The organism is Bacillus swezeyi (genome assembly GCF_030908325.1).
Classification (GTDB): domain Bacteria; phylum Bacillota; class Bacilli; order Bacillales; family Bacillaceae; genus Bacillus; species Bacillus swezeyi.
The window spans coordinates 2,951,300-2,975,001 of record NZ_CP133085.1; the positions used below are offsets into that span (position 1 = coordinate 2,951,300).

The following is a 23,702-nucleotide window of genomic DNA, read 5'->3' on the forward strand; positions in this document are numbered from 1 at the left end:
AGATTTAATTTATATTTCTCTCACAACAATTCGTGAGCCTTCCACTTTAACCACTTTGACTTTTCTATCCTTTGCGGTGAACGAGCCTTCAGAAACGACATCGAGCCTTTCATCGCCGATAATGACCGTACCTGAAGGTCTGAGCGGTGTATATGTGACGCCGACCTTTCCGACTAAATCATGCCGGCTCTCGTTTGAAATATATCCGCTTTCCGTATTTGTTGAGTCGGTTAATATCAATTTTTTAAAAAATTTCATTCGTTTCCCCAACACCCTTGTCAGTAGAATGGATGCCGCTATCGAAACAGCAGTTGCAATCAAAATGGATACGGCCATCACCGTAAAGCTTCCAGAAGCAAAAAAGAGGCTTGCAACAACGGCTATAAGGCCTGTAATTCCTGCTATTCCGCCCGGCAGAAAAATCTCTAAAAAAATCAAAATGATTCCGGCGATAAAAAGAAGGAGTGTCTCCATTCCGGCAAGCCCTGCCACAAGATGGCCGTAGAAAAAGAGCATCAGCGCCGTAAGACCCATGAAGCCGGGTATTCCAAAACCGGGTGAATAAAGCTCCACAACCAGACCCAGGCTTCCGATCGAAAGGAGGATCGGAATCACAACCGGATGGGTGATGAACCGCGCCACTTTTTCGGCAAAGCTCACCTCAGCCCGCTCAATCTTGGCATCTTTTACATTCAGCTTTTGTAAAAGGTCATCAAGGCTTGAGGCTGTGCCTTCCGAGTAGCCGACTTTCAATGCCTTATCAGGAGTTAAGGTCAACAATTCCCCCTTTGGCGCTCCCACTTCTTTGGCATCGACGTCATCATCGGCCATCGCGAGCGCGTATTTTGGATCACGGCCGTTTTTTTTGGCCGCATCCTCCATTTCCGCCAGCCACAGAGATTCCGATTTTTTATCAGCGGCATTTCCCTGTGTGTCAATGATTGCTGCGGCTCCCATTTTCCCGCCCGGCGCCATATAAATGTCATCTGCGTTCAATGCGAGATACGCGCCTGCGGAAAGTGCTCTTCTATTGACATAAGCGGTCACCGGAATGTCGGAGTTATGTATCGTATCAGCCATGTCAAGGACTGCGTCGACCGCTCCGCCAGGGGTATTGATATCCAGAATAATGTGCTTGGAATTCATATCTTTTGCTTCCTGAAAAGAGCGCTCAAGAAATTGAGAAAGTCCCTTTTCAACCGTTTCTTCGATCGGAATCACATATACAGTCTCTCCGTCCGCTTTCACGGTCAAATGAACGCCTAATAATAAGAATAAAACAAAACCACAGGCCAGAGCAACTAAAATTCTAAATTTTTTCAATATCAACGGCTTTTGACTCCTCCTTCCTCTATTATCATTAACATTACATACGTTACAAATGTATCAAAGGTTTCAGTTTTCTACTACTTTATGATGGCACATAAAAAAAGACACCTTTCAAATGATGAAAGATGTCTTTTTCTTTAAGACAGTTGTTTGCTGACAAGCTTATTGACGAGGCCGCCGTCCGCCTTGCCTTTAACCTTCGGAATGACAGCGCTCATCACTTTGCCCATGTCCGCTTTTGAAGAGGCGCCGACTTCGGCGATCGTTTCATTGACGATATCCAGCAGCTCTTCTTCTGTCAGCTGTTCAGGCATATAAACTTCCAAAATGTCTAACTCTTTTTGAACTTTATCTACTAAATCTGAACGATTAGCGTTTGAAAATTCATGGAGGGAGTCTTTACGCTGTTTTAATTCACGAGAAAGAACAGTCAGTTCTTCATCATCGGTCAGCCTGTCTTTCTTAAGCTTGATTGCCTCGTTTTGAAGCGAAGCCTTTACCATGCGAATGACAGTCAGTTTGTCCTTCTCACGGTTTTTCATATAGAGCTTCATATCCTGATTAAGTCGCTCAAGAAGACTCATAAATCCACCCTCTTTTAGAATTTGCGTTTTCTAGCGGCTTCAGACTTTTTCTTGCGCTTTACGCTAGGTTTTTCATAAAATTCGCGCTTTCTTGCTTCTTGCAAAGTACCTGTCTTTGATACACTGCGTTTGAAGCGACGAAGAGCATCTTCAAGCGATTCGTTTTTTCTAACGACCGTTTTTGACATTCTCTTTCCCTCCCTCCGAATACACCAATCGACTGCTTTAAAAAAAGACATACATTGAAACATGTACTTTGACATTATAATATAAGCCTTCGGTAAGGTCAACCAAACGAGATTGTTTTATTGTTTAGTCATGATTCCGGCAGCTTGTCTGTATACATCTAAAAAGGAGGCTGTTGGAAAATCTGATGATGATCTTTATTTTATTTGTGTTATTGATCGTTCTTTTTCTCGCAGGCATGAGCATGCTGAGGAAAGGCCTGATTTCCCTGACGTTTGAAAAAATTGAAAAACGCCTGCTTTTTTTCACGGATCATCCATTAAAAGCTTTTTTGGTCAGCATTGTGTTTACAGGCATTCTGCAAAGCAGCTCGGCATTTATGGTGATCGTCATCGGGTTTGTCAGCATTGGCGCCCTTTCATTTAAACGTTCAATCCCGCTCATTTTGGGGACAAACATCGGCTCCACGTTCACCACGGAGTTTTTGGCGGTAAAGCTCGAATTTTTGATTTTCGCCCTTTTTGCTTTAGGAGCGTTTCTTGTCATAACAAGAAAACCCCCTTTTCAGCATGTTGGGGTGAGCTTGATCGGTTTGGGCGTGATTTTTTTCTGTATCAGCGGGTTCAGCCGGCTTGCTGTGCCATTGTCGCAGCTTGATTCAGGCGCATATATCGTTCATCTGGTCGAACATTCATCACTCTATGCCTTAATCATCGGCATGGTGCTGACAGCTATCATTCATTCAAGCTCGGCCTGCGTGGGCATCCTGATGAGTTTTATGGACCAGGGGGTTGTCGGGCTGACCGAAGCGATGAGCGTCGTTCTCGGCTCCAATGTCGGGACATGCATCACAGCTGTCATGGCGGCTGTCAAAGGAGGCGCCGCCGCCAAACAAACGGCTTATGCTCATGTGCTGTTTAATGTCATCGGCGTGGCGGCCGTCTATCCCGCTCTTTCATCTTTAACCGGGATTATTTCCGGTCTTTCAGCAAGCCCGGCGCAGCAGATTGCTCATTTCAGCCTGTTATTCAACATTGTGACTTCGATTTTGTTTCTGCCGCTGACAAATATCTTTCATTCATTTATTATGTTTCTCTTTCCAAATCAAAACCAGGCCCGCTAAGCGCCTGGTTTTTTTGTGATTAGTAGCCTTGATCCGCTTTTAAACCGCTGATGATCGACACGCCTGCGCTTGCCCCGATTCTTGTCGCGCCCGCTTCAATCATCACCAGTGCGCTCTCTTTGTCGCGGATGCCGCCTGAGGCTTTGACACCGATATTCGGGCCGACGGTTTCACGCATGAGCCTGATGTCTTCGGCGGTTGCCCCGCCGCCTGAAAAGCCTGTCGATGTTTTGACAAAATCGGCTCCGGCTTTTACAGACAGTTCACATGCCAGCTTTTTTTCTTCATCTGTCAAAAGTGCTGTTTCAATGATGACTTTGACAAGTGCTTTGCCTTCTGCCGCATCCGTCACCGCTTGAATATCCTTCTCAACTGTGCCTGTATCACGGTCTTTCAAAGCGCCGATATTCATCACCATGTCGATTTCATCGGCACCGTATGCCATCGCCTGTTTTGTTTCAAAAGCTTTCGTTGCCGCTGCGGATGCACCTAAAGGAAATCCGATAACTGTGCACACTTTCACATCGGAACCTTGAAGCAGTTTGGCACAAAGCGGTACCCAATAGGGATTGACGCAGACAGAAGCAAATTCGTGTTCCACCGCTTCTTTACAGAGCGTTTCAATTTGGGATTTGACGGTATCCGGCTTTAATGCGGTGTGGTCGATCATTTGCGCAATCTGTTTCATCTAGACCTGACTCCTTTCAAAGGTTAATGCTTGTTATATTCGCAAAAAAAGCCGGCACACCTTTTTTGTGAACCGGCTTTAACCATTATTTATGAAGACAGGCGGATGCTCTCAGGCATGTCATCCTCTGCAATACGGACGAACTGCCCTCTGTTATACGGATAGCCTGCTTTTAAAATTTTGACTTTGACAAGCTTGCCGATCATGTCCTCAGACCCTTCGAAAACAACTTTCATGTAGTTATCGGTATAACCGACGAACAAGTTGTCTTCGCCTGTTTCTGTGAACGGCTCTTCAGGAATGATTTCCAGAACGTCGCCTTCATAGCCGGAAGCATACTCTTTTGCAAGCTGATCTGACAGAGCAATCAATTTGTGAACCCGCTCGTTCTTCAGGTTTTCATCAATCTGATCGTCCATGCGCGCGGCAGGAGTACCGGTCCGTTTGCTGTATGGGAAGACGTGAAGCTCGGAAAACTTGTGCTCTTTAATAAAGTTGTATGTTTCCATAAACTCTTCTTCCGTTTCTCCCGGAAAGCCGACAATGACATCGGAAGTAACCGCAAGTCCCGGAAGAGCTTTCTTAAGCTTTGTTAAACGGTCTGCGAAAAATTCCATCGTATATTTTCTTCTCATTCGTTTCAAGACGCTGTTTGAACCGGACTGAAGAGGAATGTGCAGATGTCTGACGATTTTATCGGAACGGTCCAGCACTTCAATGACTTCATCGGTAATCTGGCTTGCTTCAATTGAAGATATGCGGATTCTTTTCAGACCTTTGACACGGCTGTCCAATTCGTTCAGCAGCTGTGCAAAGTTATAATCCTTCATATCTTCTCCATAGCCGCCTGTATGAATACCGGTCAGAACGATCTCCTTATATCCGGCATCAACAAGCTGCTGCGCCTGGCGGATGACTTCCTCCGGATCGCGGGAGCGAAGCAGGCCGCGCGCCCACGGAATGATGCAGAATGTGCAGAAATTGTTGCAGCCTTCCTGGATTTTCAAAGAGGCCCGTGTCCGGTCTGTAAATGCGGGAACATCAAGCTCTTCGAACACCCTTGCTTTCATAATGTTGCTGACGCCGTTGATCGGCTGTCTTTCCTCTTGATACTGCTTAATATACCCTAGCATTTTTTCACGGTCTTGAGTACCGACGACGATATCAACGCCAGGAATCGCCATGATTTCCGCAGGGCTGGTCTGGGCATAGCAGCCTGTCACACAAATGACGGCATCAGGATTTTGACGGATCGCCCGTCTGATCACCTGACGACTTTTTTTATCCCCCGTATTCGTGACGGTGCACGTATTGATGACATATACGTCAGCAGTACTTTCATATTCTTTTCTTTCATAACCGGCTTCTTTGAAAAGCTGCCAGATTGCTTCTGTTTCATAATGGTTGACCTTGCAGCCAAGTGTATGAAATGCAACGGTTGCCATTGTTATTCACCTCTTAATAACTCTGTATGATAAGAAACTGCCGCCAAAGCGTAAAGCGGAGCTGTTTCAGCCCTTAAAATCCGCGGGCCGAGCCCGCAGGCTGCGGCTCCTTTTTCTTTAAGCGCCTCAACTTCGCCTTCTGTAAATCCGCCTTCAGGGCCAAATACCATGAGAACGGAAGAACCTTCCGGCAAGCTTTTGATCACGGATTGCAGCTGGTTCGTCTCACCTTGTTTAGATGATTCTTCGTATGCAACGACACATTTATCGAAGCCGTGAAGGCTCTCCAGCAAGCTCTGAAAAGTATGAACGGTTTTCACTTCAGGAACTTTGTTTCGATGGGACTGTTCCGCAGCTTCCTTGGCGATTTTCGCCCACCTTTCCCGTTTTTTCTTTGCCTTTTTATCGTCAAGCTTTACAACAGAGCGCGATGCCTCAAAAGGAATAAACGAGCTTGCTCCCAGCTCCGTCCCTTTTTGAATGATCCATTCCAGTTTATCACCTTTTGGAAGGCCGTTTGCAATGTGGACCTGAAGGGGGAGTTCACGATTTTCTCCGGTCCACTCTATTACGGTCAAAACAACCTCTTCTTTAGATAACGACACGATTCGGCATTTTGCTTCATGCCCGTCTTTTGCACAGCAAATGACATGATCGCCTGCCGTCATTCTCATCACATTAGCGATATGGTGGACGTCCTCACCTTTGATCACGAGCCCGGGGGATGCTGCTGTAACCTCTTGTTTTGTCTGTTCGATAAAATATCGTTGCATACGCTTTTCGACACCTACTAACGATTATTTTTTAGCGATGATACTGACCCAGTCTTCCATCGAAAGAACTTCAATGATCGTGAATCCTTCTTTCACAAGAGCATCTTTAACTTCCTGTTTTTTCTGCTGAATGATCCCTGAAGTGATAAAGTATCCTTCATTTTTCAACAGATTGTAGGCCTGATGCGTAAACCGCAAAATAACCTCCGCTAAAATATTCGCGACGATGACATCTTTTTCTCCCTCGACGCCGTCGAGCAGATTGTTCTGTTTAATGGCGATGCTGCCGCTGACTTTATTCAGCTTTGTATTCAAGCGGGCGCTTTCAACGGCTACCGGATCAAGGTCATACGCCTCCACCTTTTGGGCGCGGAGCATGGCGGAAGCGATGCTCAAAATACCTGTCCCCGTTCCGACATCCACGACTGAATCCCCTTCTTTCACATACCTCTCAAGCGCCTGTATGCAAAGAACGGTCGTCGGATGTGTTCCTGTTCCGAACGCCATTCCGGGGTCCATCTCGATGATGAGTTCATCCGTATGGACCGGCGTGTACTCTTCCCATGTCGGAACAATCGTAAATTTTCCGGAAATTTTAACGGGGTGGTAATATTTTTTCCAGGCTGTCGCCCATTCTTCTTCATTGACCTCGCTGATGGTGATTTTATTTCTGCCAAGATCAATATCATATAACAGAAGATTATTGATGGTTTCCTTGATTCCCTCTACGGTTTCTCCCAAAAAGCTGTTGATCGGGAGATACGCTTTGATGATGACCCCTTCATCAGGATAATCATTTGGATCGAGCTGGTAGATTTCTCCGTATACATTCTCACGTTCTTTTATTAAATCAAGCGGATCTTCAATTACCACTCCACTTGCACCAGCTTCATGCAAAATATTCGAGATGGGCTCAACCGCTTCATGTGTTGTGTGAATGCAGATTTCGGACCATTTCATACTACCAACTCCTCATCCAATCATTAATCGCCTTTAAATGCGCGCTTTACTTTGTCAAAAAAACTCATTTCCTGTTCATCTGGCTTATTTCCGCTGACTTCAGCAAATTCGCGGAGAATATTTTTCTGGCTTTCCGTTAAATTCGTCGGTGTGACGACACGGACGACGATATGCTGGTCGCCTTGTCCATAGCCGCGGACATTCGCAACACCTTTTCCTTTTAAACGGAATTTCGTACCCGTTTGTGTTCCTGCCGGCACTTTTAACTTCACTTTTCCGTGCAGAGTAGGCACTTCGATTTCGTCTCCGAGTGCAGCTTGTGCAAAGGTCAGCGGCATTTCACAGTAAATGTCGTCTCCGTCGCGCTCGAAAAATTCGTGTTCTCTTACGCGGAAAACGACGAATAAATCACCAGACGGTCCGCCGTTAACACCGGGTTCACCCTGTCCAGGCACCCGAAGCTGCTGCCCGTCATCCACACCCGCTGGAATGGTGACATTGATTTGCTTGCGTTTTTTCACTTTTCCTGTTCCGCCGCATGTTGAACATTTGTGTTTGATTTGCTTGCCCGTTCCACTACAGTAATGACATACTCTCCTGTTGACGACTTTGCCGAACGGTGTCGACTGCTCCATGTTCAGCTGGCCGGACCCTCCGCAGTGTGAGCATGTATCCGCTTTTGTGCCCGGTTTGGCTCCTGAGCCGTGACATGTTTCACACGTTTCTTCGCGCGGAATTTCGATCGTCGTCTCTTTTCCGAAGGCCGCTTCTTCAAATGACAGCGTCATCGTGTATTGCAGATCCGCTCCCTGACGCGGGGCATTCGGGTCTCTCCGCCTTGCGCCGCCTCCGAAAATACTTGAGAAAATATCGTCAAAACCAAAGCCGCCGAAGTCGCCGCCTCCTCCGAAGCCGCCTCCGCCAAATCCCTGGTTCGGATCGGTATGGCCGAACTGGTCGTAATGCGCCCGTTTTTGTTCATCAGAAAGCGCTTCATAGGCTTCTTTGACTTCTTTGAATTTCTCGTCCGCTCCGGATTCTTTGTTAATGTCAGGGTGATATTTTTTAGAAAGCTTGCGGTAAGCTTTTTTTATATCATCTTTAGAAGCGCTCTTACTTACCCCAAGCACCTCATAGTAATCACGCTTACTCATCTCTTCACACTCCCGATTTTCTCACATAAATTAGATTGTATCATTTCAAATTATGTTTTTTCAATTCCTTTTGGCCCCCAGGAAGAAAAAAGTCAAAGTCAAGAGATCCTGACTTTGACTTTTATCGCCTGTAAGGTCATATGCTGTGCGGCACGGGGCTGCACAGCAATTTTATTTTCTTATTTTTTATCCTGGTCGTCGTTTACTTCTTCATATTCAGCGTCTACGACATTGTCGTCCGCTTTTTTGGCTTCTCCGCCTTCTTGCTGGGCTTGAGCTTGCTTGGCAGCTTCTTCGTAAAGCTTCATTGAAAGCTCTTGAACGATATTTTGCAGCTCATCTTTTTTCGCCTTGATGTCATCAAGATCATTTTTTTCGATTGCTGCTTTAAGCGCGTCTTTTGCTTCATTGGCTTTTTTCACTTGCTCTTCGTCCGCTTTGCCTTCAAGGTCTTTGAGTGTTTTCTCAGTTGTGAAGACAAGCTGATCAGCTTCATTGCGAAGTTCGATTTCTTCTTTTTTCTTCTCATCGGCTTCTGCGTTTTCTTCGGCTTCTTTCACCATGCGATCGATCTCGTCATCAGAAAGGCCTGAAGAAGATTTGATCGTGATGTTTTGCTCTTTTCCTGTTCCCAAATCTTTCGCACTTACATTTACGATACCGTTTTTATCGATATCAAATGATACTTCGATTTGCGGAACACCGCGTGGTGCCGGTGGAATATCTGTCAGCTGGAAACGTCCCAGTGTTTTGTTGTCGGCAGCCATCGGGCGCTCACCTTGCAGCACGTGAATGTCAACTGCTGTTTGGCTGTCAGCTGCTGTTGAGAACACCTGGGATTTGCTTGTCGGGATTGTTGTGTTGCGCTCAATCAGCTTTGTGAACACGCCGCCCATTGTTTCGATGCCTAGTGATAAAGGTGTAACGTCAAGAAGGACAACGTCTTTTACGTCTCCAGTGATTACGCCGCCTTGGATCGCTGCACCAAGCGCTACAACTTCATCAGGGTTTACGCCTTTATGCGCTTCTTTTCCTGTTTCTTTTTTGATTGCTTCCTGTACAGCAGGGATACGTGTTGAACCACCGACAAGGATGACTTTGTCGATTTCGCTTGCAGAAAGTCCTGCATCTTGTAGCGACTGGCGGACAGGCCCCATAGTACGCTCCACTAAGTGTGAAGAAATCTCTTCAAATTTCGCACGGGTCAGCGTCAGTTCAAGGTGAAGCGGACCTGCGTCTCCTGCTGTAATAAACGGCAGAGAGATTTGCGTAGAAGATACGCCGGAAAGATCTTTTTTCGCTTTCTCAGCCGCGTCTTTCAAACGCTGAAGCGCCATTTTATCTTTTGAAAGGTCGATGCCGTTTTCTTTTTTGAATTCGGAAACGAGATGATCGATGATCACTTGGTCAAAGTCGTCTCCTCCAAGACGGTTGTCACCCGCTGTAGAGCGGACTTCAAATACGCCGTCTCCCAATTCAAGGATTGAAACGTCAAATGTACCGCCGCCAAGGTCGTATACAAGGATCGTCTGATCTTCCTCCGTTTTGTCTAAGCCGTAAGCAAGCGCAGCTGCAGTCGGCTCGTTGATGATCCGTTCAACTTCAAGTCCGGCGATTTTACCGGCATCTTTTGTCGCTTGACGCTCTGCATCATTAAAGTATGCAGGAACGGTAATTACGGCTTTTGATACCGTTTCGCCAAGATAGCTTTCAGCATAGGATTTTAAATGCTGAAGGATGATGGCAGACACTTCTTGAGGCGTGTATTTTTTGTCTTCGATTTCTTCTGTATGGTCAGTGCCCATGTGGCGTTTGATTGACATGATTGTATTTGGGTTTGTGATGGACTGGCGTTTTGCCACTTCACCAACCTGGCGCTCTCCGTTTTTAAATGCTACAACTGACGGAGTTGTGCGGCTTCCCTCTGCGTTGGGAATGACTTTCGGCTCTCCGCCTTCAAGCACTGCAACGCATGAGTTCGTTGTTCCTAAATCGATTCCGATTACTTTGCTCATGAATATTACCTCCTGCTATGTAGTTCTGTTATTGATTTACTTTTACCATAGAAGGACGGATCACCCGGTCCTTAAGTTTGTAGCCTTTTTGCAGCTCTTCAACGACTGCATTTGACTCGTATGCTTCATCTTCAACCTGCATTACGGCTTGGTGAAGATTCGGGTCAAATTGTTCGCCGACTGAAGGAATTTGTTCAACCCCTTCATTTTTCAGAGCCTCCAAAATTTGGCGGTGCACCATTTCCATCCCTTGCAGCAGGCTTTTCGTCTGCTCATTGTCGGGATCGACCTGGAGGGCGCGTTCAAAATTGTCCAGCGCCGGCAACAAATCGCCGATGATGCGCTGTGAACGGTATTTTTCCGCAGCCTCAAGATCAAGACGGGCCCGTCTTTTATAGTTTTCGAAGTCCGCCTGAACACGTAAAAGTTTATTTTCTTTTTCTTCAAGGCGTTCTTGAAGTTCTTTTAGTTGTTTGTCAAGCAGTTGATTTTCTTCTGTCCGATCATCAGCTTCCACTGCCGCACCTTCTGCTTCGGCTGTTTCCGCTTCTGTCTCGTTCAGTTCTTCCTGCTCATTCAGCTCTTCTTGGTTTTGTTTCTCTTCTGCCATCTGTGTTCACCTCCCTCAAAGGTTCGTTCGATCATGAAGAGAAGGGAATGATCCCCTCTTTCTGTTTTTCAATACTGCCTTACCCATCATACAAACTTGTCAGCGCTTTTGACAAGTCAGATGATACATGCTGAAGCAAGCCGACGACACGTGAATAGTCCATGCGCGTCGGTCCGATGACCGCAATGGAGCCGATTTGTTTTGATCCGACCGTATATGTTGCGGTAATCAAGCTGCAGTTTTCCATTTCTTCATAGTCATTTTCTTTACCGATTTTAATGGTGATTCCGGAATCTGTCGATTGAAAAAGCCTCAGAATCTCCTGTTCTTTCTCGATAAGCGACAAAAGGGATTTCACCCTGTGAATATCGTGAAACTCGGGCTGATTCAGCATATTAATCTTGCCGCCGAAAAACAGCCGGTCGGTTTGAGCTGAAGAGTCAAACGTAGCGCCGAGTGCATTCAGGATCTGGTCATAGTTTTGAATATGCGACCGCAAAAAGATGACAACCTCTTTGAAAATCCTGTCTTTTAGCTCGGATATCGGTACGCCTGCCAAGCTCTCGTTTAATATATTCACCAGCTTTTCGAGGTCTGAAAGGTCGACCTCGGCCGGAAAATTAATCGTTTTATTCTCGACATGGCCGGTGTTCGTCACGAGAATGGCAACGGCCTTGTCGGGCTGGATCGGTACAATTTGGATCTGTTTTAAATGGTTTTCGCTCAGTCTTGGACCGAGGACAATCGATGTATAATTCGTCAGGTCAGATAACACTTTGGCTGACTTCTGCACGGCTTTTTCAAGTTCAAAGATTTTTTCTTTGAAGATCGAATGGATCAATCTCAAATCCGTTTTTGTCAGCTTCCCTGGAGAAAGCAAATGATCCACATAATAGCGGTAGCCTTTTTCGGAAGGAATCCGACCTGAAGAAGAATGGGTTTTTTCGATAAAACCGAGCTCTTCCAAGTCAGCCATTTCATTTCTGATTGTAGCTGAGCTGAATGTGATATCTTCCTTTTTGGAAAGCGTTCTTGATCCAACCGGCTGAGCTGAACGAATAAAATCGTTGACGATAACCTGCAAGATTAGCAGCTGACGATTTGTTAACATCCATATCACCCCTGTTAGCACTCTCAACCAATGAGTGCTAATTGTATATCAAAATTACCAAACCGAAATCAAAATGTCAATTATAACTCACCTAAGAACGCTTGAAACACTTCATTTCCCAATAATTTTCCATGATGTGTTAAAAACACGTTTTTATCCGTATTCATGATCAGCCCTTTTTGTTCGAGCGAATGCAGCACCTCGGGGAAGAGGTCATCAAGGGGTTTTCCGTATTTTTCAAAAAACCGGTCTTTGCTTACTCCAGCTGTTTTTCGGAGACCTAGAAACAGCTCCTCTTCAATCTGTTCATTTCTTGTGACTCGATGGCTTTCCTTATAAGGGAAGCCGCACTTGTCAATCAAATCGATGTAATGTTTGACCGGACCTGCATTTACGGTTCTTTCGCCATTGATATAACCGTGTGCCCCCGCTCCAAAACCAAAATACTCTTCATTGCTCCAATACGTAAGGTTGTGTTTGCTTTCATACCCTTTTTTGGCGTAGTTGCTGATTTCATATTGGCTGATGCCCGCTTCATTCATCTTTTGCATGACCAGTTCATACATTTCCGCTTCCTGATCCTGCGGCGGCAGGCGGAGCCGGCCTTTTTTCATCAAATTATAAAAAACGGTTTTCGGCTCGACGATCAGTGAATAGACCGAATAATGCTCTGCCCCTAGCGCGAGAGCTGTATCGAGTGAAGCGCCAAGGTGGTCAATCGTCTGTCCCGGCAGACCGAACATAAGATCTAAGCTGATATTGCCAAAGCCTGCCGTTCTTGCTCTGTCAAAGGAAACGAGCACATCCTTTTGCTTGTGGACCCTGCCGATTTTTTTCAGCAGATCGTCTTCAAACGTTTGAACGCCAAAGCTCAGTCTGTCTACTCCTGCTGCTTTTAAGACGTTCAGCTTTTCAGCGGATAAATCGTCGGGATTGGCTTCCACCGCAAATTCAACAAGGCTTTCAGACGGTTTTAAAATCCTGCGGATGGAATCAAGCAATTGTTCAAGCTGTCCGGCTGACAAAGATGTCGGTGTCCCGCCGCCGATAAAGATCGTTCTCAGTTCCGGATGACCGGCCGCTTCCATTGAATTGATCATTTCCTTCTCTAATGAGCGCAAATACTCATCAACGGGCTGGCTTTGAATAAAAAACTTATTAAAGTCGCAATAATGGCAAATATGTTCGCAAAACGGGATATGGATATATGCTGATTTCATTGTTTTCACCTTCTTTACAGGAAGAAGCCGCAGGGTGTTAAGCTGCGGCGAAAAAGGGTTTATGATTTCTGGCCGCTGTCGTCCATTTTCAGGACAGCCATAAAGGCTTCCTGCGGAACTTCGACAGAGCCAACCTGTTTCATTCTTCGCTTTCCTTCCTTTTGCTTTTCAAGCAGTTTGCGCTTTCTGGAAATATCTCCGCCGTAGCATTTCGCCAAAACGTTTTTGCGCATCGCCTTGATCGTTGACCGTGCGATGATTTTCTGGCCGACGGCAGCCTGAACCGGCACTTCAAAATGCTGGCGCGGAATCAGTTCTTTCAGCTTTTCGACAATAACCTTCCCGCGTTCATATGCATAGTCGCGGTGAACGATAAAGGATAGGGCATCGATTTTTTCGCCGTTCAGCATGATATCCATTTTCACGAGCTTAGACGGTTTATATCCGATTAATTCATAATCAAATGATGCATAGCCCTTCGTGTTTGATTTGAGCTGATCGAAAAATTCATAAACGATTTCAGCGAGCGGGATTTCATACACAATGCTGACGCGGTTTGCATCAAGATATTGCATATCGATAAACTGTCCGCGCTTGCCCTGGCATAACTCCATGACCGCCCCGACAAAGTCGTTCGGCACCATCATCGTCGCTTTCACGAACGGCTCTTCAACCTGTTCAATCTTCTGCGGATCGGGCATATTTGACGGGTTGTCGACGACGACCTTTTCGCCGTCTGTCATATACACGTCATAAATAACGCTCGGTGCGGTTGTGATCAGGTCAATTTTAAATTCGCGCTCAATCCGCTCCTGAATGATTTCCATGTGGAGCATTCCCAGGAAACCGCAGCGGAAACCAAAACCGAGGGCTTGCGAGGTTTCAGCCTCATACTGAAGGGAGGAATCATTCAGCTCGAGTTTTTCAAGCGCTTCCCGCAAGTCATTGTATTTCGCGGTATCGATCGGATACAGCCCGCAGTATACCATCGGGTTCAGTTTTCTATAGCCGGGCAGGGCTTCAGGCGCAGGGTTTTCCGCACTCGTAATCGTATCCCCGACACGGGTGTCTCCGACGTTTTTGATCGCCGCCGTCAGGAATCCGACATCCCCCACCGTCAATTCGTCTACTGGAACAGCCTTAGGTGTAAACACACCGACTTCAGTGACTTCAAATTCCTTTCCGGTCGCCATCATCTTAATTTTTTGGCCGGCCTTTACGGTTCCTTGAACAACCCTGATATAGGCCACGACGCCCCGGTATGCATCATACAGGGAATCAAAAATCAAAGCCTGCAGCGGCTCTTCAGGATCCCCGCTTGGAGCCGGAACCTTTTCAACGATCTGTTCTAATATATCTTCAATACCGATACCTGCTTTAGCAGATGCAAGGACGGCTTCGGAAGCATCAAGACCAATGACGTCCTCCACTTCCTGGCGGACGCGCTCAGGCTCCGCGCTCGGAAGGTCGATTTTATTAATGACAGGCAGAATTTCAAGGTCATTGTCAAGCGCAAGATAAACGTTTGCCAGCGTCTGCGCCTCAATTCCTTGAGCTGCATCAACGACAAGAATCGCACCTTCGCATGCGGCAAGGCTTCTTGACACCTCATAGGTAAAATCGACATGTCCCGGGGTATCGATCAGATGAAAAATATATTCCTCTCCGTCTTTTGCTTTATATTTAAGCTGTACGGAGTTCAGTTTAATGGTGATTCCTCTTTCACGTTCTAAATCCATTGAGTCGAGCAGCTGTTCTTTCATTTCCCTTTGAGTGATTGCCGCCGTTTTTTCCAATATTCGATCGGCCAGCGTTGATTTTCCGTGGTCGATATGGGCGATAATAGAGAAATTGCGAATTCTCGACTGTCTTTGTAATCGTTTTTCTTTGTCTGTCACACTAATCACTCCTACTATGAAACGCACATGCGCTAGCTTAGATTATATCAATAGGGGTGGCAAGATTCAATACGTGGCGAAAGTGGACGGCCTGCTGCGGATGGCGGCGGCCCAAAAAAGAAAAAACGAGGAACTAGCAGCCTCGTTTTTTCTTTATTCGGTTTTCTCCTTTATCCAACCATAAACTGACTTGGCGCAGTTTGTGACGGAATCGGCCAGCGCGCGGCCCGCCGAAGAAAAAAGGTTGAATGCTTCCAGTTGTTCAAGCTCTTTCTGTTTTTCTTCCAAGTCGATCTCATGACCGAGAATGGAAGCCTCTTTTGCGTCTCCTTCAGAAATACTGAGCGCTCCTTTTAAATCAGGGTCTTGATATCCTTTCATTTCAAGCATTCCATTATTGGCCTGCTGCATGCCGACGAGAACACCGAAAAACATGACAGCGCAGGCCAATATGCATTTTCCTATAAAAGAAGCCACTTTTATCACCTGCTCCTATTGTTTTTTCTTATCGTCTTCGCCGGAATGACCATCTACCTTCTCAGCCTCCCAGTACATCCCGCTGAAAACGTCTGCCATAGCGTCCGCGGCCCGTTCAAGCTCCTCGCGGTTATTGTCCACGCCGCCAAACTCTATTAAGATGGATCGTTCATTTAAATCCTGATTGTACACCCCATTATCCCCAGAAGCGCCTTTTGATATAACGCCTCGGCTTAAACCGGGGTATTTTTTTTCAAGCTCTTCATGGAGCTCTTTTGCCAGCTTGAAATTGGCTTCAAAATTGGAGCTTTTTTTGCCGATTACAAATGCGAGCCGCGCATAGCTTTTTCCGTTTATCGTCGTTGTCGTCGCTTTTTTGCGCGTTGCATCCCTGTGAATGTCTATAAAATATTGCAAGTTTTTATTTTCAGCCATCGCTTCCTTGACAACCGGTCTTGATTCGTCATAGGACCGCGAATAATCCCAGCCCTTTTTCTTCAGGTTCGCCTGGACATCTGTTTTATCAACCATGGCGCCCACCCCTTGAGACTTCAGCGCTTCACCCAGCATATCGCTGACAAGCGTGACATTGGCTTTCGAATGTATAGCAAGATCGGGATCGGTCTCACCTTTTAAAAAGGGAAGATAGGATTCCGTATTATGAGTGTTATAAATAAACACCACTTTTTTATCACCTGTTGACTGTTCAGGAGGATTCTTATTCTCTTTTTTCTCTTTGCTTTTCCCTTCAAGCTCTGCAAGATTTGCTTCTCTTTCTTCTTTTAAAACCTCAGCCGGCGGCTGAGATTCAGAAGGCATATTCGTATAATCCGTCCCCTGCCCGGCAACGAGAATGTCTGAATCAAAATGTGAAAAACCGGGGAGCTCGCGGCCCAGAAAACTTCGCGGATCTTTTAAATTAATGCTTGTCGCCAGTTTCAAAACCAAGGGAGAAAGCTCAAACTTTTTATTGGGTTCAGGCAGTGCTGATGCAAAGTAGTGGTTTTCCATCCCTAAAATGTGTCCGAACGTCTCCCCCGCCAGCTCATCTGCCACCCGATACAATGATGAAGACGGCCGCAATTCAGGGCGGAGAGATGTGAGCACCCCTGATAAAATAAAAATGAGCAGCAGGCTGACGATAAACAAGAAGACTGTCTTCACCGCGGTCCTTCCATTTACAGCCAGCACAAACTGACGGTTCCTGCCTCTTTTTCTCATCGTAAATCCCTCCAGAGCTTGTCTAGTAAATAGACTATGTACAAGATAGAGGAAGTAGAACAAGTTCTAATATTCGATGGACACATTAAAAAGACGGCTGGTTAAGCCGCCTTGTGTTAGTGATTATACATCCCTTTGTTTTCCTGTGACACATTGCTGTGAAGAGCAGTGTTCAGTCCGTTTGCAATCACATTTGCCATATCATCGATAAATGTATCGACTTCTTTGGGCGTCACCATTAAATTATGGCCGAGCGGGGCAAGCACTTCATGAATGAGCTGCCTTTTTTCATCCTCTGCCAGACCTCCGACAATGCCGAGAAACGACTTGCGCTGCTCTTCATCAGGGAGATCTTCATCAGTGAGAACCTTCTTTTTTCCGAAGCTCATGCCGGCCGGCACGAGAGAGCGGGATGGGCTTTCATCTTTCATCTCTCTTCCAAAGTGCTTCAAAATATAGTCGATCGTATCACTTGTAATCGTCACCGCATCGACAACCGTCGGTACGCCGATAGCAATGACCGGAATGCCGAGCGTCTCCTTGCTCAACTCTTTTCTTTTATTCCCCACCCCTGATCCGGGATGAATTCCGCTGTCGGAAATTTGAATGGTGGAATTGACCCGCTCTATCGCTCTTGATGCGAGGGCATCAATCGCAATCACAAAATCAGGCTTTGACCGGTCGATCACACCTTGAATAATATCGCTCGTCTCTATCCCCGTCAAGCCCATCACACCCGGAGAAAGCGCGCTGACCGGCCGGTATCCGTCCTGGACATTTTCAGGCTGCAGCTTAAACAGGTGCCTCGTAACCAAAAGGCTTTCAGTTACAAGCGGTCCGAGTGAATCCGGTGTGACATTCCAGTTGCCAAGCCCGACGATTAAACAGCTGGCGTCCTCTGAAATATTCAAAAAGTCCAGAAAAGCGGAAAATTCCTTTGCAAACACATTGATCACGTTATCCTGCAGTGCTGAATCCTGCTGTCTGATGCCCTGTGTTTCAAACGTTAAATAGCGCCCTGCTTTTTTCCCTGACAGCTTTGCGCCTTCTTCATCAATATCCATCGTTTGAACTTTTATTCCTTCTTCTTCATATTCTTTGATTGTAAACCCTTTGAGCTCTTTTTTGGGAGAGGCTTCCTTTTCATGCGCCAGGTCCTTCGCTTCAACGGCCAAATCTGTCCGAACGGTATATTGACTTAAATCAAGCTTTTTGTTTTCCATATTTGCATTCCCTCCAAAAACATAACTGCTGTTAGTGTTGCCCAGCTGGTCTGCAAACATTCCCCGAGAGCGCCGCTTTCAAATAAAAATACTTTACATTTATATTGCAATCTAAGGGTGTGTTTGATAGAATACAATTTGTTCTATTGTTGAGATCTAACCTATAGAAACGGAACAGAGGTTATGTCTTAGGAGGTGAAACACATTGCCAAACATTAAATCAGCGATCAAACGCACTAAAACAAACAACGAGCGCCGCGCGCACAACGCTACGATCAAATCAGCAATGCGCACTGCTATCAAACAAGTTGAAACACTTGTAAGCAACAACGAAGCAGACAAAGCGAAAGCTGCTCTATCTGCAGCAGCGAAGAAAATCGATAAAGCAGCGAAAAAAGGTCTTGTCCACGAAAATACTGCAGCTCGTTACAAATCAAATCTAGCTAAAAAAGTGAACGGACTTTCTGCATAATAGAAAGCTTGGCCTGGCCAAGCTTTTTTGCTTGCATTCGAAAAAACGGCCCTCCTTTAAAGAGAGCCGTTTTTTTCATTGGGCTGCAAAAGCTGCAGCAGAAACAGTTCAAGCAAAAGCTGTTTGTCTTTTTTGCCCGTTTTCATTTCATAATCCATAACGGCGAGCTGCTCAATGATGCTCTTGAGTTCTTGTTCCGAAAAGAGCTTCGCCTGGTCGATCGCCAGCTTAATCCTGAACGGATGGACTTTAAGGTTTGAAGCAATTTGCTTTTGTCCGTATCCCTGCTGCGAAAAATATTTGGTCTGCAGCAGCAGCCTGAACTGATTTGCAATCAGCGCCATCATTTTAATGGGTTCTTCATTTTGCTTTAAGAGGTCGTAGAAAATCTGCAGCGCTTCTGTCCGCTTGCGGTTTACGACCTTGTTGATCAATTCAAAAATATTTTGCTCAAGCCCTCTGGCAACAAGCTTTTTGACGTCATCCAGCATGATCGAATCCCGATCACCGATATATGTACTGAGCTTTTTCACCTCTTGGGCAATGGATGACAGGCTGGCATTGCACAGGATGACAAGCTCCTGAGCCGCTTCAGTTTCAATATGTTTCCCCTCTGACTTCGCAAGGCTTGTGACAAAGTCAGCCGTTTCTTTGCCGTTTAGTTCTTTCGCTTCAACCATGTGTGCGTGTTTTTTCAGCAGCTTAGTCAGCTTTTTTCGCTCATCAAGCTTTTCATAAGGGGCGAGCAGAACAAAAACGGAATAAGGAGCAGGCTGTGAAATGTAAGCCTCCAAAACCCCAAGATTATGCTCAAGCTTTTCTTTCTTTTTTTCAGCCGTTAAAAAAGACGGATTTTTGGCAACAACAAGACGCCTCTCCCCCATAAACGGAAAGGTTTCAGCATCTTCAACGGCAAGATCCAGTGCCTCTTCTTCCAAATCAAAAACGGAGAGATTAAAATCCTTCGTTTCTTCATCAACGACTGCTTGTCTGATCCTTTGGACCGTCTCCTGCAGGAGGTATGTCTCTTTTCCGTACAAACAGTAAACAGGATGAATATCGCCTTTTTTTAAGCTTTTCCAAACATCAAATACCATCATCTGTACTTTCCTCTCTTTCATCCTTCCCTTCTATCCTAAATCGTGTGTCCCAATTAGTAAAGAGAGAAGCGGAGTCATCCGCTCTCTCATTTATAATAAACGCCTTCTATAAACCCCCGGGTCAGTTTATAAAAGACGATGTTCATAAATTTTAGAAAACGGTTGCAGGAAGCTTCTAGATTTTTGCAAAGAATTGAATTATACTGGATATCAATAGGAGGGGTAAATTGTGAATGAATTTGAAAAAGACGTACAAAGCAAACGGAACGATCTTGTAGATTCGGGTGTCGGTTTTGTCGTGACTTTTGGATTTTTCGCTACAATGTTTATCATCGCTACTGTTATCCATCTGGCCGCATAATGCGACAAAAGGATTTTACTCCGATCGACGACTTGCTTAAGAAGGAACCTTTTCACTTTCCATCAGCCAACGACTGCTTGAACAGCAGTCTTTTTTATTATGGGGAATGTACTTTATCATATGGAGGATGGAGCCAAAACGTTCCGTTCCCCCTTCTAAATAGGTATTGAATCGCTCCGTCGCGGTCTGTTCTGAAGACCTTGACGTGATGCCGGTTTAAAATGTCCAGCACTTCCTTGTTCGGATGGCGGTAGCGGTTATTTTCCCCTGCTGAAATAAGAGCTGTTTCTGGCTCGATTTGCTCGATCAGTTCCTCTCCTGTCGAACCCTTGCTGCCGTGATGACCGACTTTTAGAACATCAGCTTTCAGACGGGGAAAGACTTCTACAATCTCCCGCTCGCCTTCCTTTTCCAAATCGCCTGTCAAAAGCCAGGATAAACCGCCCATTTTCATCCACAAAACGAGAGAACTGTTATTTTTGCTGCCGTCTGCCGTTTCCGGGGAAAGAACGTAAAACTCCAGCTCGCCTATGTTCAGCCGGTCGCCTCTTTTAGCCACTTTAACATCAACACCTCTTTTTAATGCAAGGCGGAGAAGTTCCTGATCTGACGATTCCGCCGCATAGCCTTTCGGTACAATCAATTGCTTTACTTTATGTTTCTTCATCAAAAACTCGGCTTCTCCGACATGATCTTGATCGGCGTGCGTCAGAATTAAAGCATCAAGCTTTTTAATCCCTTTTGAATTAAGAAACGGCAGCAGCACACTGTCTCCCAAGGAAAAAGCTTTTCTTCTTTCTCTCCATGGCTCCTTCTTGAACGAAACGATCCCCCCCGTATCGATTAAGACAGTGCCGTTTTGTCCGGGAGCACTGACATACATGCTGTCTCCCTGTCCGACATCAAGCATTGTAACCTCCCCACCCTGAGTTAAATGCGGCTTGGCCGCATGAAACAGCAAAACAGCGGCGAGCAGACAGGACGGAATGACGAGTCTTCTGAAAGAGAGCGCTTTTTCCATAGATATCAGAAGCATGCAGATAGACACGAGATAAAAAAGCAGTTGAATACCATCCGGTTTGACGGCAGTGAACGTAAACATATCTGCGGAAGAAACAGTTTTTACCGCCATATGACTCCATCCAAGCAGCACATCAAGCATGCCGGCCGCAGCTTCACCCACAGGGCGCACTAATAACAGAGCCAGTAAACTGGCAAATGACAGCGGCATAACGATGCACACATAAAACGGTACAAAAAATAAATTCATGAGAACGCTGAGAAATGAAAACTCTTGAAAATGAAAGAGGAGAATCGGAAGGGAACCGAGCTGAGCCAAAAAAGAAGCCATTAGCAATTGACCAATTCGATTTCTCTGCTTGGCCAATATCTCTTTTGAAAGAATGAAGACGAAGGAAGCGGCGAAGGAAAGCTGAAACCCGGCCTGAAAAAGCATATAGGGCTTGTAAAGCAGCAAACCAAGGCAGGCAATGCCGAGAACTTCGGCACTCTTCAAGCGCTTTGTAAACAAAGAAGAGATCAGGTATATTTCCGTCATGAACGCCGCCCTCAGCACTGATGGAGCTCCGCCGCTTAAAACGGCGGCGGCGGGAAGTCCTATGATGAGAACCCATTTTGCCCCTTCCCTCGTGATGCCGAGACGCAGCAGTATATAAAAAACGGCGGCGGAAAGAATGCCTACATGCAATCCCGAAATCGCTAAAAGATGGATGATTCCAAGACTTTGATAGCCGTCCAGCACTTCCTGTTCAATGAGAAAACGATCGCCGAAAGCAAGCGCCCGTACAATACCGGCAGATGTTTCAGGCATGCTGTCTTCAATGAAAGCAAGTCCGGATTTTCGGATTTTTAATAAAAATGAAGAAAGACCGCTTCCGGGCTTGCAGCTTTCGACCGATTGAACCGTAAAGTTCCAGTGAATTCCTTTTGCGCGTAAATACTCTTTATCATCAAACGTCCCCGGCACCGTTGCTCTTTTCGGTATTTTTAATTCGCCTTTCAAGAAACACATGCTGCCTGGTTCAAGCGCTTTAAGCATTCTTTTTTCTTCCGGAGACTGGATGATATAGCCCGCCTTCAGCGACTCTCCTGCAGATGTTTCAGCTATGAAGGTAAGGCGGTCTCCATCCATTCTCGGAATATCCTGAACAGCCGCATTCGTATGAAATGCACCCTCCTGATAAATAGTGGCATTCAAGTTGTCAACGATCAAAAAGTAAATGAAGTAAAAACCGCAAAGCATTGTACAGATCATAAAGAGGAGAAATTGTTTCTTGATCAAACAGAAGATCAAAAGCAGACATAAAAAGACGGATAAGGAGATAAAAGATGAAGATTGAGCGAAAGCAATTCCAGCTGCCGCTGAAATTGCCCCGCAGGGGAAGAGGCGGTATCTAGCCATTTCAAATTAAACATAGCTTGTGAACAGTCTATTTGCCTGCTCATGTATTTTTCTGATTTCCTCTTCCTCAAGCCCTTTTTCAGACAGCTGTCTGATAAGATCGGCTACAAATGATAGTTTTTCTTGATTTTTCAAATCAATGATCATTTCGTCCAGCTCTACCTGCTCCACTTTAACGGAAGCCTGATCGAACAGCTCCACCGCATAAGGGTGGTTTTTATAATCCTTCGCATAATATATGGTTTTAATGCCTGCTTGAATAATTGATTTGCAGCATTGGATGCACGGAAAATGAGTGACATATATTTCTGCGCCTTCAGTCGGTACGCCGAATTTCGCGCATTGCAGGATCGCGTTCATCTCCGCATGAATCGTCCTAATGCAATGCCCGTCCACTATATAGCAGCCTTCATCCGCACAATGGACGCCTCCTGCGATCGATCCGTTATACCCTCCCGCTATAATGCGTTTATCCCTGACAATCGTTGCTCCTACAGCAAGTCTTGTACATGTGCTGCGAAGCGCCAGCAAATGGCTTTGCGCCATAAAATATTGATCCCATGAAATGCGTTCCACTTGTTTTCCCTCCAAAAATACGATGTAAGCTTCCCTAAGTGTACCTATGTTTATCCAAGAACGTCAATTTACTTTACCGAGATTGAGGATTTTATTTTTTCAAATGACTTTTCTCCAATTCCCGAAACATTTGTAATGTCTTCTATTGTCTGAAAGGGGCCATTTTCCTCCCGGTATGTGATGATCGTTTCCGCCTTTGAAGGCCCGACACCCGGAATCTCCTGAAGCTCTTCAGAGGAAGCTGTATTAATATTGATCATCTGACCCGCTCCGCCATCTGCGGCAGATGCTACGGATTCAGAAGGTATGGGAGCGGCTTCTTCTCCTTCATATGGAATATAAACAACCATGCCATCCTGTAAAACGGCAGCCAGATTGACTTGTTCCTCAGCTGCTTTTTTCACTGTGCCGCCAGCTTTTTTTAGTAGATGATGCACTCGGTCGCCGGCCCTCATCTCATAAACGCCCGGCTGTTTCACAGCCCCCTTCAGATCTATCACTATCGCTTCTGCTTCTTTGGCTTTCTCATCCTTTTTTACAGTTTGCGGCCGGTCAGACGAATGAGCCGCAGCTTCATCAGGCACACTCGGGCTTGCGGAGGGTTCATGCTTGACGTTTTGCATGACGATGATTGCACTGATGATTATAACAAGCACAAATCCCCCTGCTGCAAACCATTTGTATTGCTTAAGCCAATTCGGCAAACTGCTCACCTGCTTTCATACATATTTTGACTGGCACTTTCATATCGTTT

General features: G+C 45.8%; 23 protein-coding genes. 3 read left to right on the forward strand and 20 right to left on the reverse strand.

What is annotated here, in order from left to right:
• Positions 1-9: 9 nt before the first annotated feature.
• The 3 genes from RBH91_RS14570 to rpsU all read right to left on the reverse strand — a co-directional run bounded on the left by RBH91_RS14570 (position 10) and on the right by rpsU (position 2,101).
• Positions 10-1,329: an NfeD family protein gene (locus RBH91_RS14570; protein ID WP_307892026.1), complete on the reverse strand. Its 1,320-nt coding sequence runs from the start codon at positions 1,327-1,329 to the stop codon at positions 10-12.
• A 137-nt stretch (positions 1,330-1,466) separates the two neighbouring features.
• Positions 1,467-1,913: a GatB/YqeY domain-containing protein gene (locus RBH91_RS14575; protein ID WP_076761913.1), complete on the reverse strand. Its 447-nt coding sequence runs from the start codon at positions 1,911-1,913 to the stop codon at positions 1,467-1,469.
• A 14-nt stretch (positions 1,914-1,927) separates the two neighbouring features.
• Complete coding sequence (gene rpsU / locus RBH91_RS14580; protein ID WP_003152957.1) at positions 1,928-2,101, reverse strand: 30S ribosomal protein S21; 174 nt, start codon at positions 2,099-2,101, stop codon at positions 1,928-1,930.
• Between the two features lie 185 nt (positions 2,102-2,286).
• Between rpsU and RBH91_RS14585 the strand changes: the two genes are divergently transcribed.
• Positions 2,287-3,222 carry a Na/Pi symporter gene (locus tag RBH91_RS14585; RefSeq protein ID WP_307894760.1) on the forward strand — a complete coding sequence of 312 codons (936 nt, stop codon included), beginning with the start codon at positions 2,287-2,289 and terminating at the stop codon, positions 3,220-3,222.
• 19 nt (positions 3,223-3,241) lie between these two features.
• Here the strand turns inward: RBH91_RS14585 and deoC are convergent, their stop codons facing one another.
• The 13 genes from deoC to gpr all read right to left on the reverse strand — a co-directional run bounded on the left by deoC (position 3,242) and on the right by gpr (position 18,017).
• A complete protein-coding gene (deoC, locus tag RBH91_RS14590) occupies positions 3,242-3,910 on the reverse strand; it encodes a deoxyribose-phosphate aldolase (protein WP_307892027.1) in 669 nt (222 codons plus the stop codon).
• 89 nt (positions 3,911-3,999) lie between these two features.
• Positions 4,000-5,355 (reverse strand): tRNA (N(6)-L-threonylcarbamoyladenosine(37)-C(2))-methylthiotransferase MtaB, encoded by a 1,356-nt coding sequence (mtaB, locus tag RBH91_RS14595; RefSeq protein WP_076761915.1) that lies wholly within the window; start codon positions 5,353-5,355, stop codon positions 4,000-4,002.
• A gap of 2 nt (positions 5,356-5,357) precedes the next feature.
• A complete protein-coding gene (locus RBH91_RS14600; RefSeq protein ID WP_307892028.1) occupies positions 5,358-6,128 on the reverse strand; it encodes a 16S rRNA (uracil(1498)-N(3))-methyltransferase in 771 nt (256 codons plus the stop codon).
• Positions 6,129-6,152: 24 nt separating this feature from the next.
• On the reverse strand, positions 6,153-7,088 hold the full coding sequence (prmA, locus tag RBH91_RS14605) for a 50S ribosomal protein L11 methyltransferase (protein WP_307892029.1): 936 nt from the start codon (positions 7,086-7,088) through the stop codon (positions 6,153-6,155).
• Between the two features lie 23 nt (positions 7,089-7,111).
• Positions 7,112-8,242, reverse strand: a complete 1,131-nt coding sequence (gene dnaJ / locus RBH91_RS14610; protein WP_076761918.1) for a molecular chaperone DnaJ — start codon at positions 8,240-8,242, stop codon at positions 7,112-7,114.
• A gap of 179 nt (positions 8,243-8,421) precedes the next feature.
• Positions 8,422-10,257, reverse strand: a complete 1,836-nt coding sequence (gene dnaK, locus RBH91_RS14615; RefSeq protein WP_076761919.1) for a molecular chaperone DnaK — start codon at positions 10,255-10,257, stop codon at positions 8,422-8,424.
• Between the two features lie 28 nt (positions 10,258-10,285).
• Entirely contained in the window at positions 10,286-10,867 is a 582-nt protein-coding gene (gene grpE / locus RBH91_RS14620; protein ID WP_307892030.1) for a nucleotide exchange factor GrpE, read from the reverse strand.
• Positions 10,868-10,946: 79 nt separating this feature from the next.
• The gene (gene hrcA / locus RBH91_RS14625) at positions 10,947-11,978 is read right to left on the reverse strand and encodes a heat-inducible transcriptional repressor HrcA (protein ID WP_307892031.1); all 1,032 of its coding nucleotides are present in this window, start codon (positions 11,976-11,978) and stop codon (positions 10,947-10,949) included.
• Positions 11,979-12,058: 80 nt separating this feature from the next.
• Complete coding sequence (gene hemW, locus RBH91_RS14630) at positions 12,059-13,198, reverse strand: radical SAM family heme chaperone HemW (RefSeq protein ID WP_076761922.1); 1,140 nt, start codon at positions 13,196-13,198, stop codon at positions 12,059-12,061.
• Positions 13,199-13,257: 59 nt separating this feature from the next.
• Positions 13,258-15,096, reverse strand: coding sequence for a translation elongation factor 4 (gene lepA, locus RBH91_RS14635; RefSeq protein WP_307892032.1), 1,839 nt, complete (start codon positions 15,094-15,096; stop codon positions 13,258-13,260).
• A gap of 153 nt (positions 15,097-15,249) precedes the next feature.
• Positions 15,250-15,573: a YqxA family protein gene (locus RBH91_RS14640; protein ID WP_307892033.1), complete on the reverse strand. Its 324-nt coding sequence runs from the start codon at positions 15,571-15,573 to the stop codon at positions 15,250-15,252.
• 15 nt (positions 15,574-15,588) lie between these two features.
• On the reverse strand, positions 15,589-16,794 hold the full coding sequence (gene spoIIP / locus RBH91_RS14645) for a stage II sporulation protein P (RefSeq protein ID WP_307892034.1): 1,206 nt from the start codon (positions 16,792-16,794) through the stop codon (positions 15,589-15,591).
• A gap of 116 nt (positions 16,795-16,910) precedes the next feature.
• Positions 16,911-18,017 (reverse strand): GPR endopeptidase, encoded by a 1,107-nt coding sequence (gene gpr / locus RBH91_RS14650; RefSeq protein WP_307892035.1) that lies wholly within the window; start codon positions 18,015-18,017, stop codon positions 16,911-16,913.
• A 205-nt stretch (positions 18,018-18,222) separates the two neighbouring features.
• Between gpr and rpsT the strand changes: the two genes are divergently transcribed.
• The gene (gene rpsT, locus RBH91_RS14655; protein WP_076761927.1) at positions 18,223-18,489 is read left to right on the forward strand and encodes a 30S ribosomal protein S20; all 267 of its coding nucleotides are present in this window, start codon (positions 18,223-18,225) and stop codon (positions 18,487-18,489) included.
• Positions 18,490-18,545: 56 nt separating this feature from the next.
• Here rpsT and holA read toward each other — a convergent pair whose 3' ends face one another.
• Positions 18,546-19,586 carry a DNA polymerase III subunit delta gene (gene holA / locus RBH91_RS14660; RefSeq protein WP_076761967.1) on the reverse strand — a complete coding sequence of 347 codons (1,041 nt, stop codon included), beginning with the start codon at positions 19,584-19,586 and terminating at the stop codon, positions 18,546-18,548.
• A gap of 232 nt (positions 19,587-19,818) precedes the next feature.
• On the opposite strand from holA, the gene RBH91_RS14665 reads away from it, so the two are divergent.
• The gene (locus RBH91_RS14665) at positions 19,819-19,950 is read left to right on the forward strand and encodes a YqzM family protein (protein ID WP_076761928.1); all 132 of its coding nucleotides are present in this window, start codon (positions 19,819-19,821) and stop codon (positions 19,948-19,950) included.
• A 97-nt stretch (positions 19,951-20,047) separates the two neighbouring features.
• Here the strand turns inward: RBH91_RS14665 and RBH91_RS14670 are convergent, their stop codons facing one another.
• From RBH91_RS14670 to RBH91_RS14680, 3 genes are all read right to left on the reverse strand, one after another.
• Positions 20,048-22,372 (reverse strand): DNA internalization-related competence protein ComEC/Rec2, encoded by a 2,325-nt coding sequence (locus RBH91_RS14670; RefSeq protein WP_307892036.1) that lies wholly within the window; start codon positions 22,370-22,372, stop codon positions 20,048-20,050.
• A 6-nt stretch (positions 22,373-22,378) separates the two neighbouring features.
• Complete coding sequence (locus RBH91_RS14675) at positions 22,379-22,948, reverse strand: ComE operon protein 2 (protein WP_076761930.1); 570 nt, start codon at positions 22,946-22,948, stop codon at positions 22,379-22,381.
• Between the two features lie 68 nt (positions 22,949-23,016).
• The gene (locus RBH91_RS14680) at positions 23,017-23,652 is read right to left on the reverse strand and encodes a helix-hairpin-helix domain-containing protein (RefSeq protein WP_307892037.1); all 636 of its coding nucleotides are present in this window, start codon (positions 23,650-23,652) and stop codon (positions 23,017-23,019) included.
• Between the last annotated feature and the right edge of the window lie 50 nt (positions 23,653-23,702).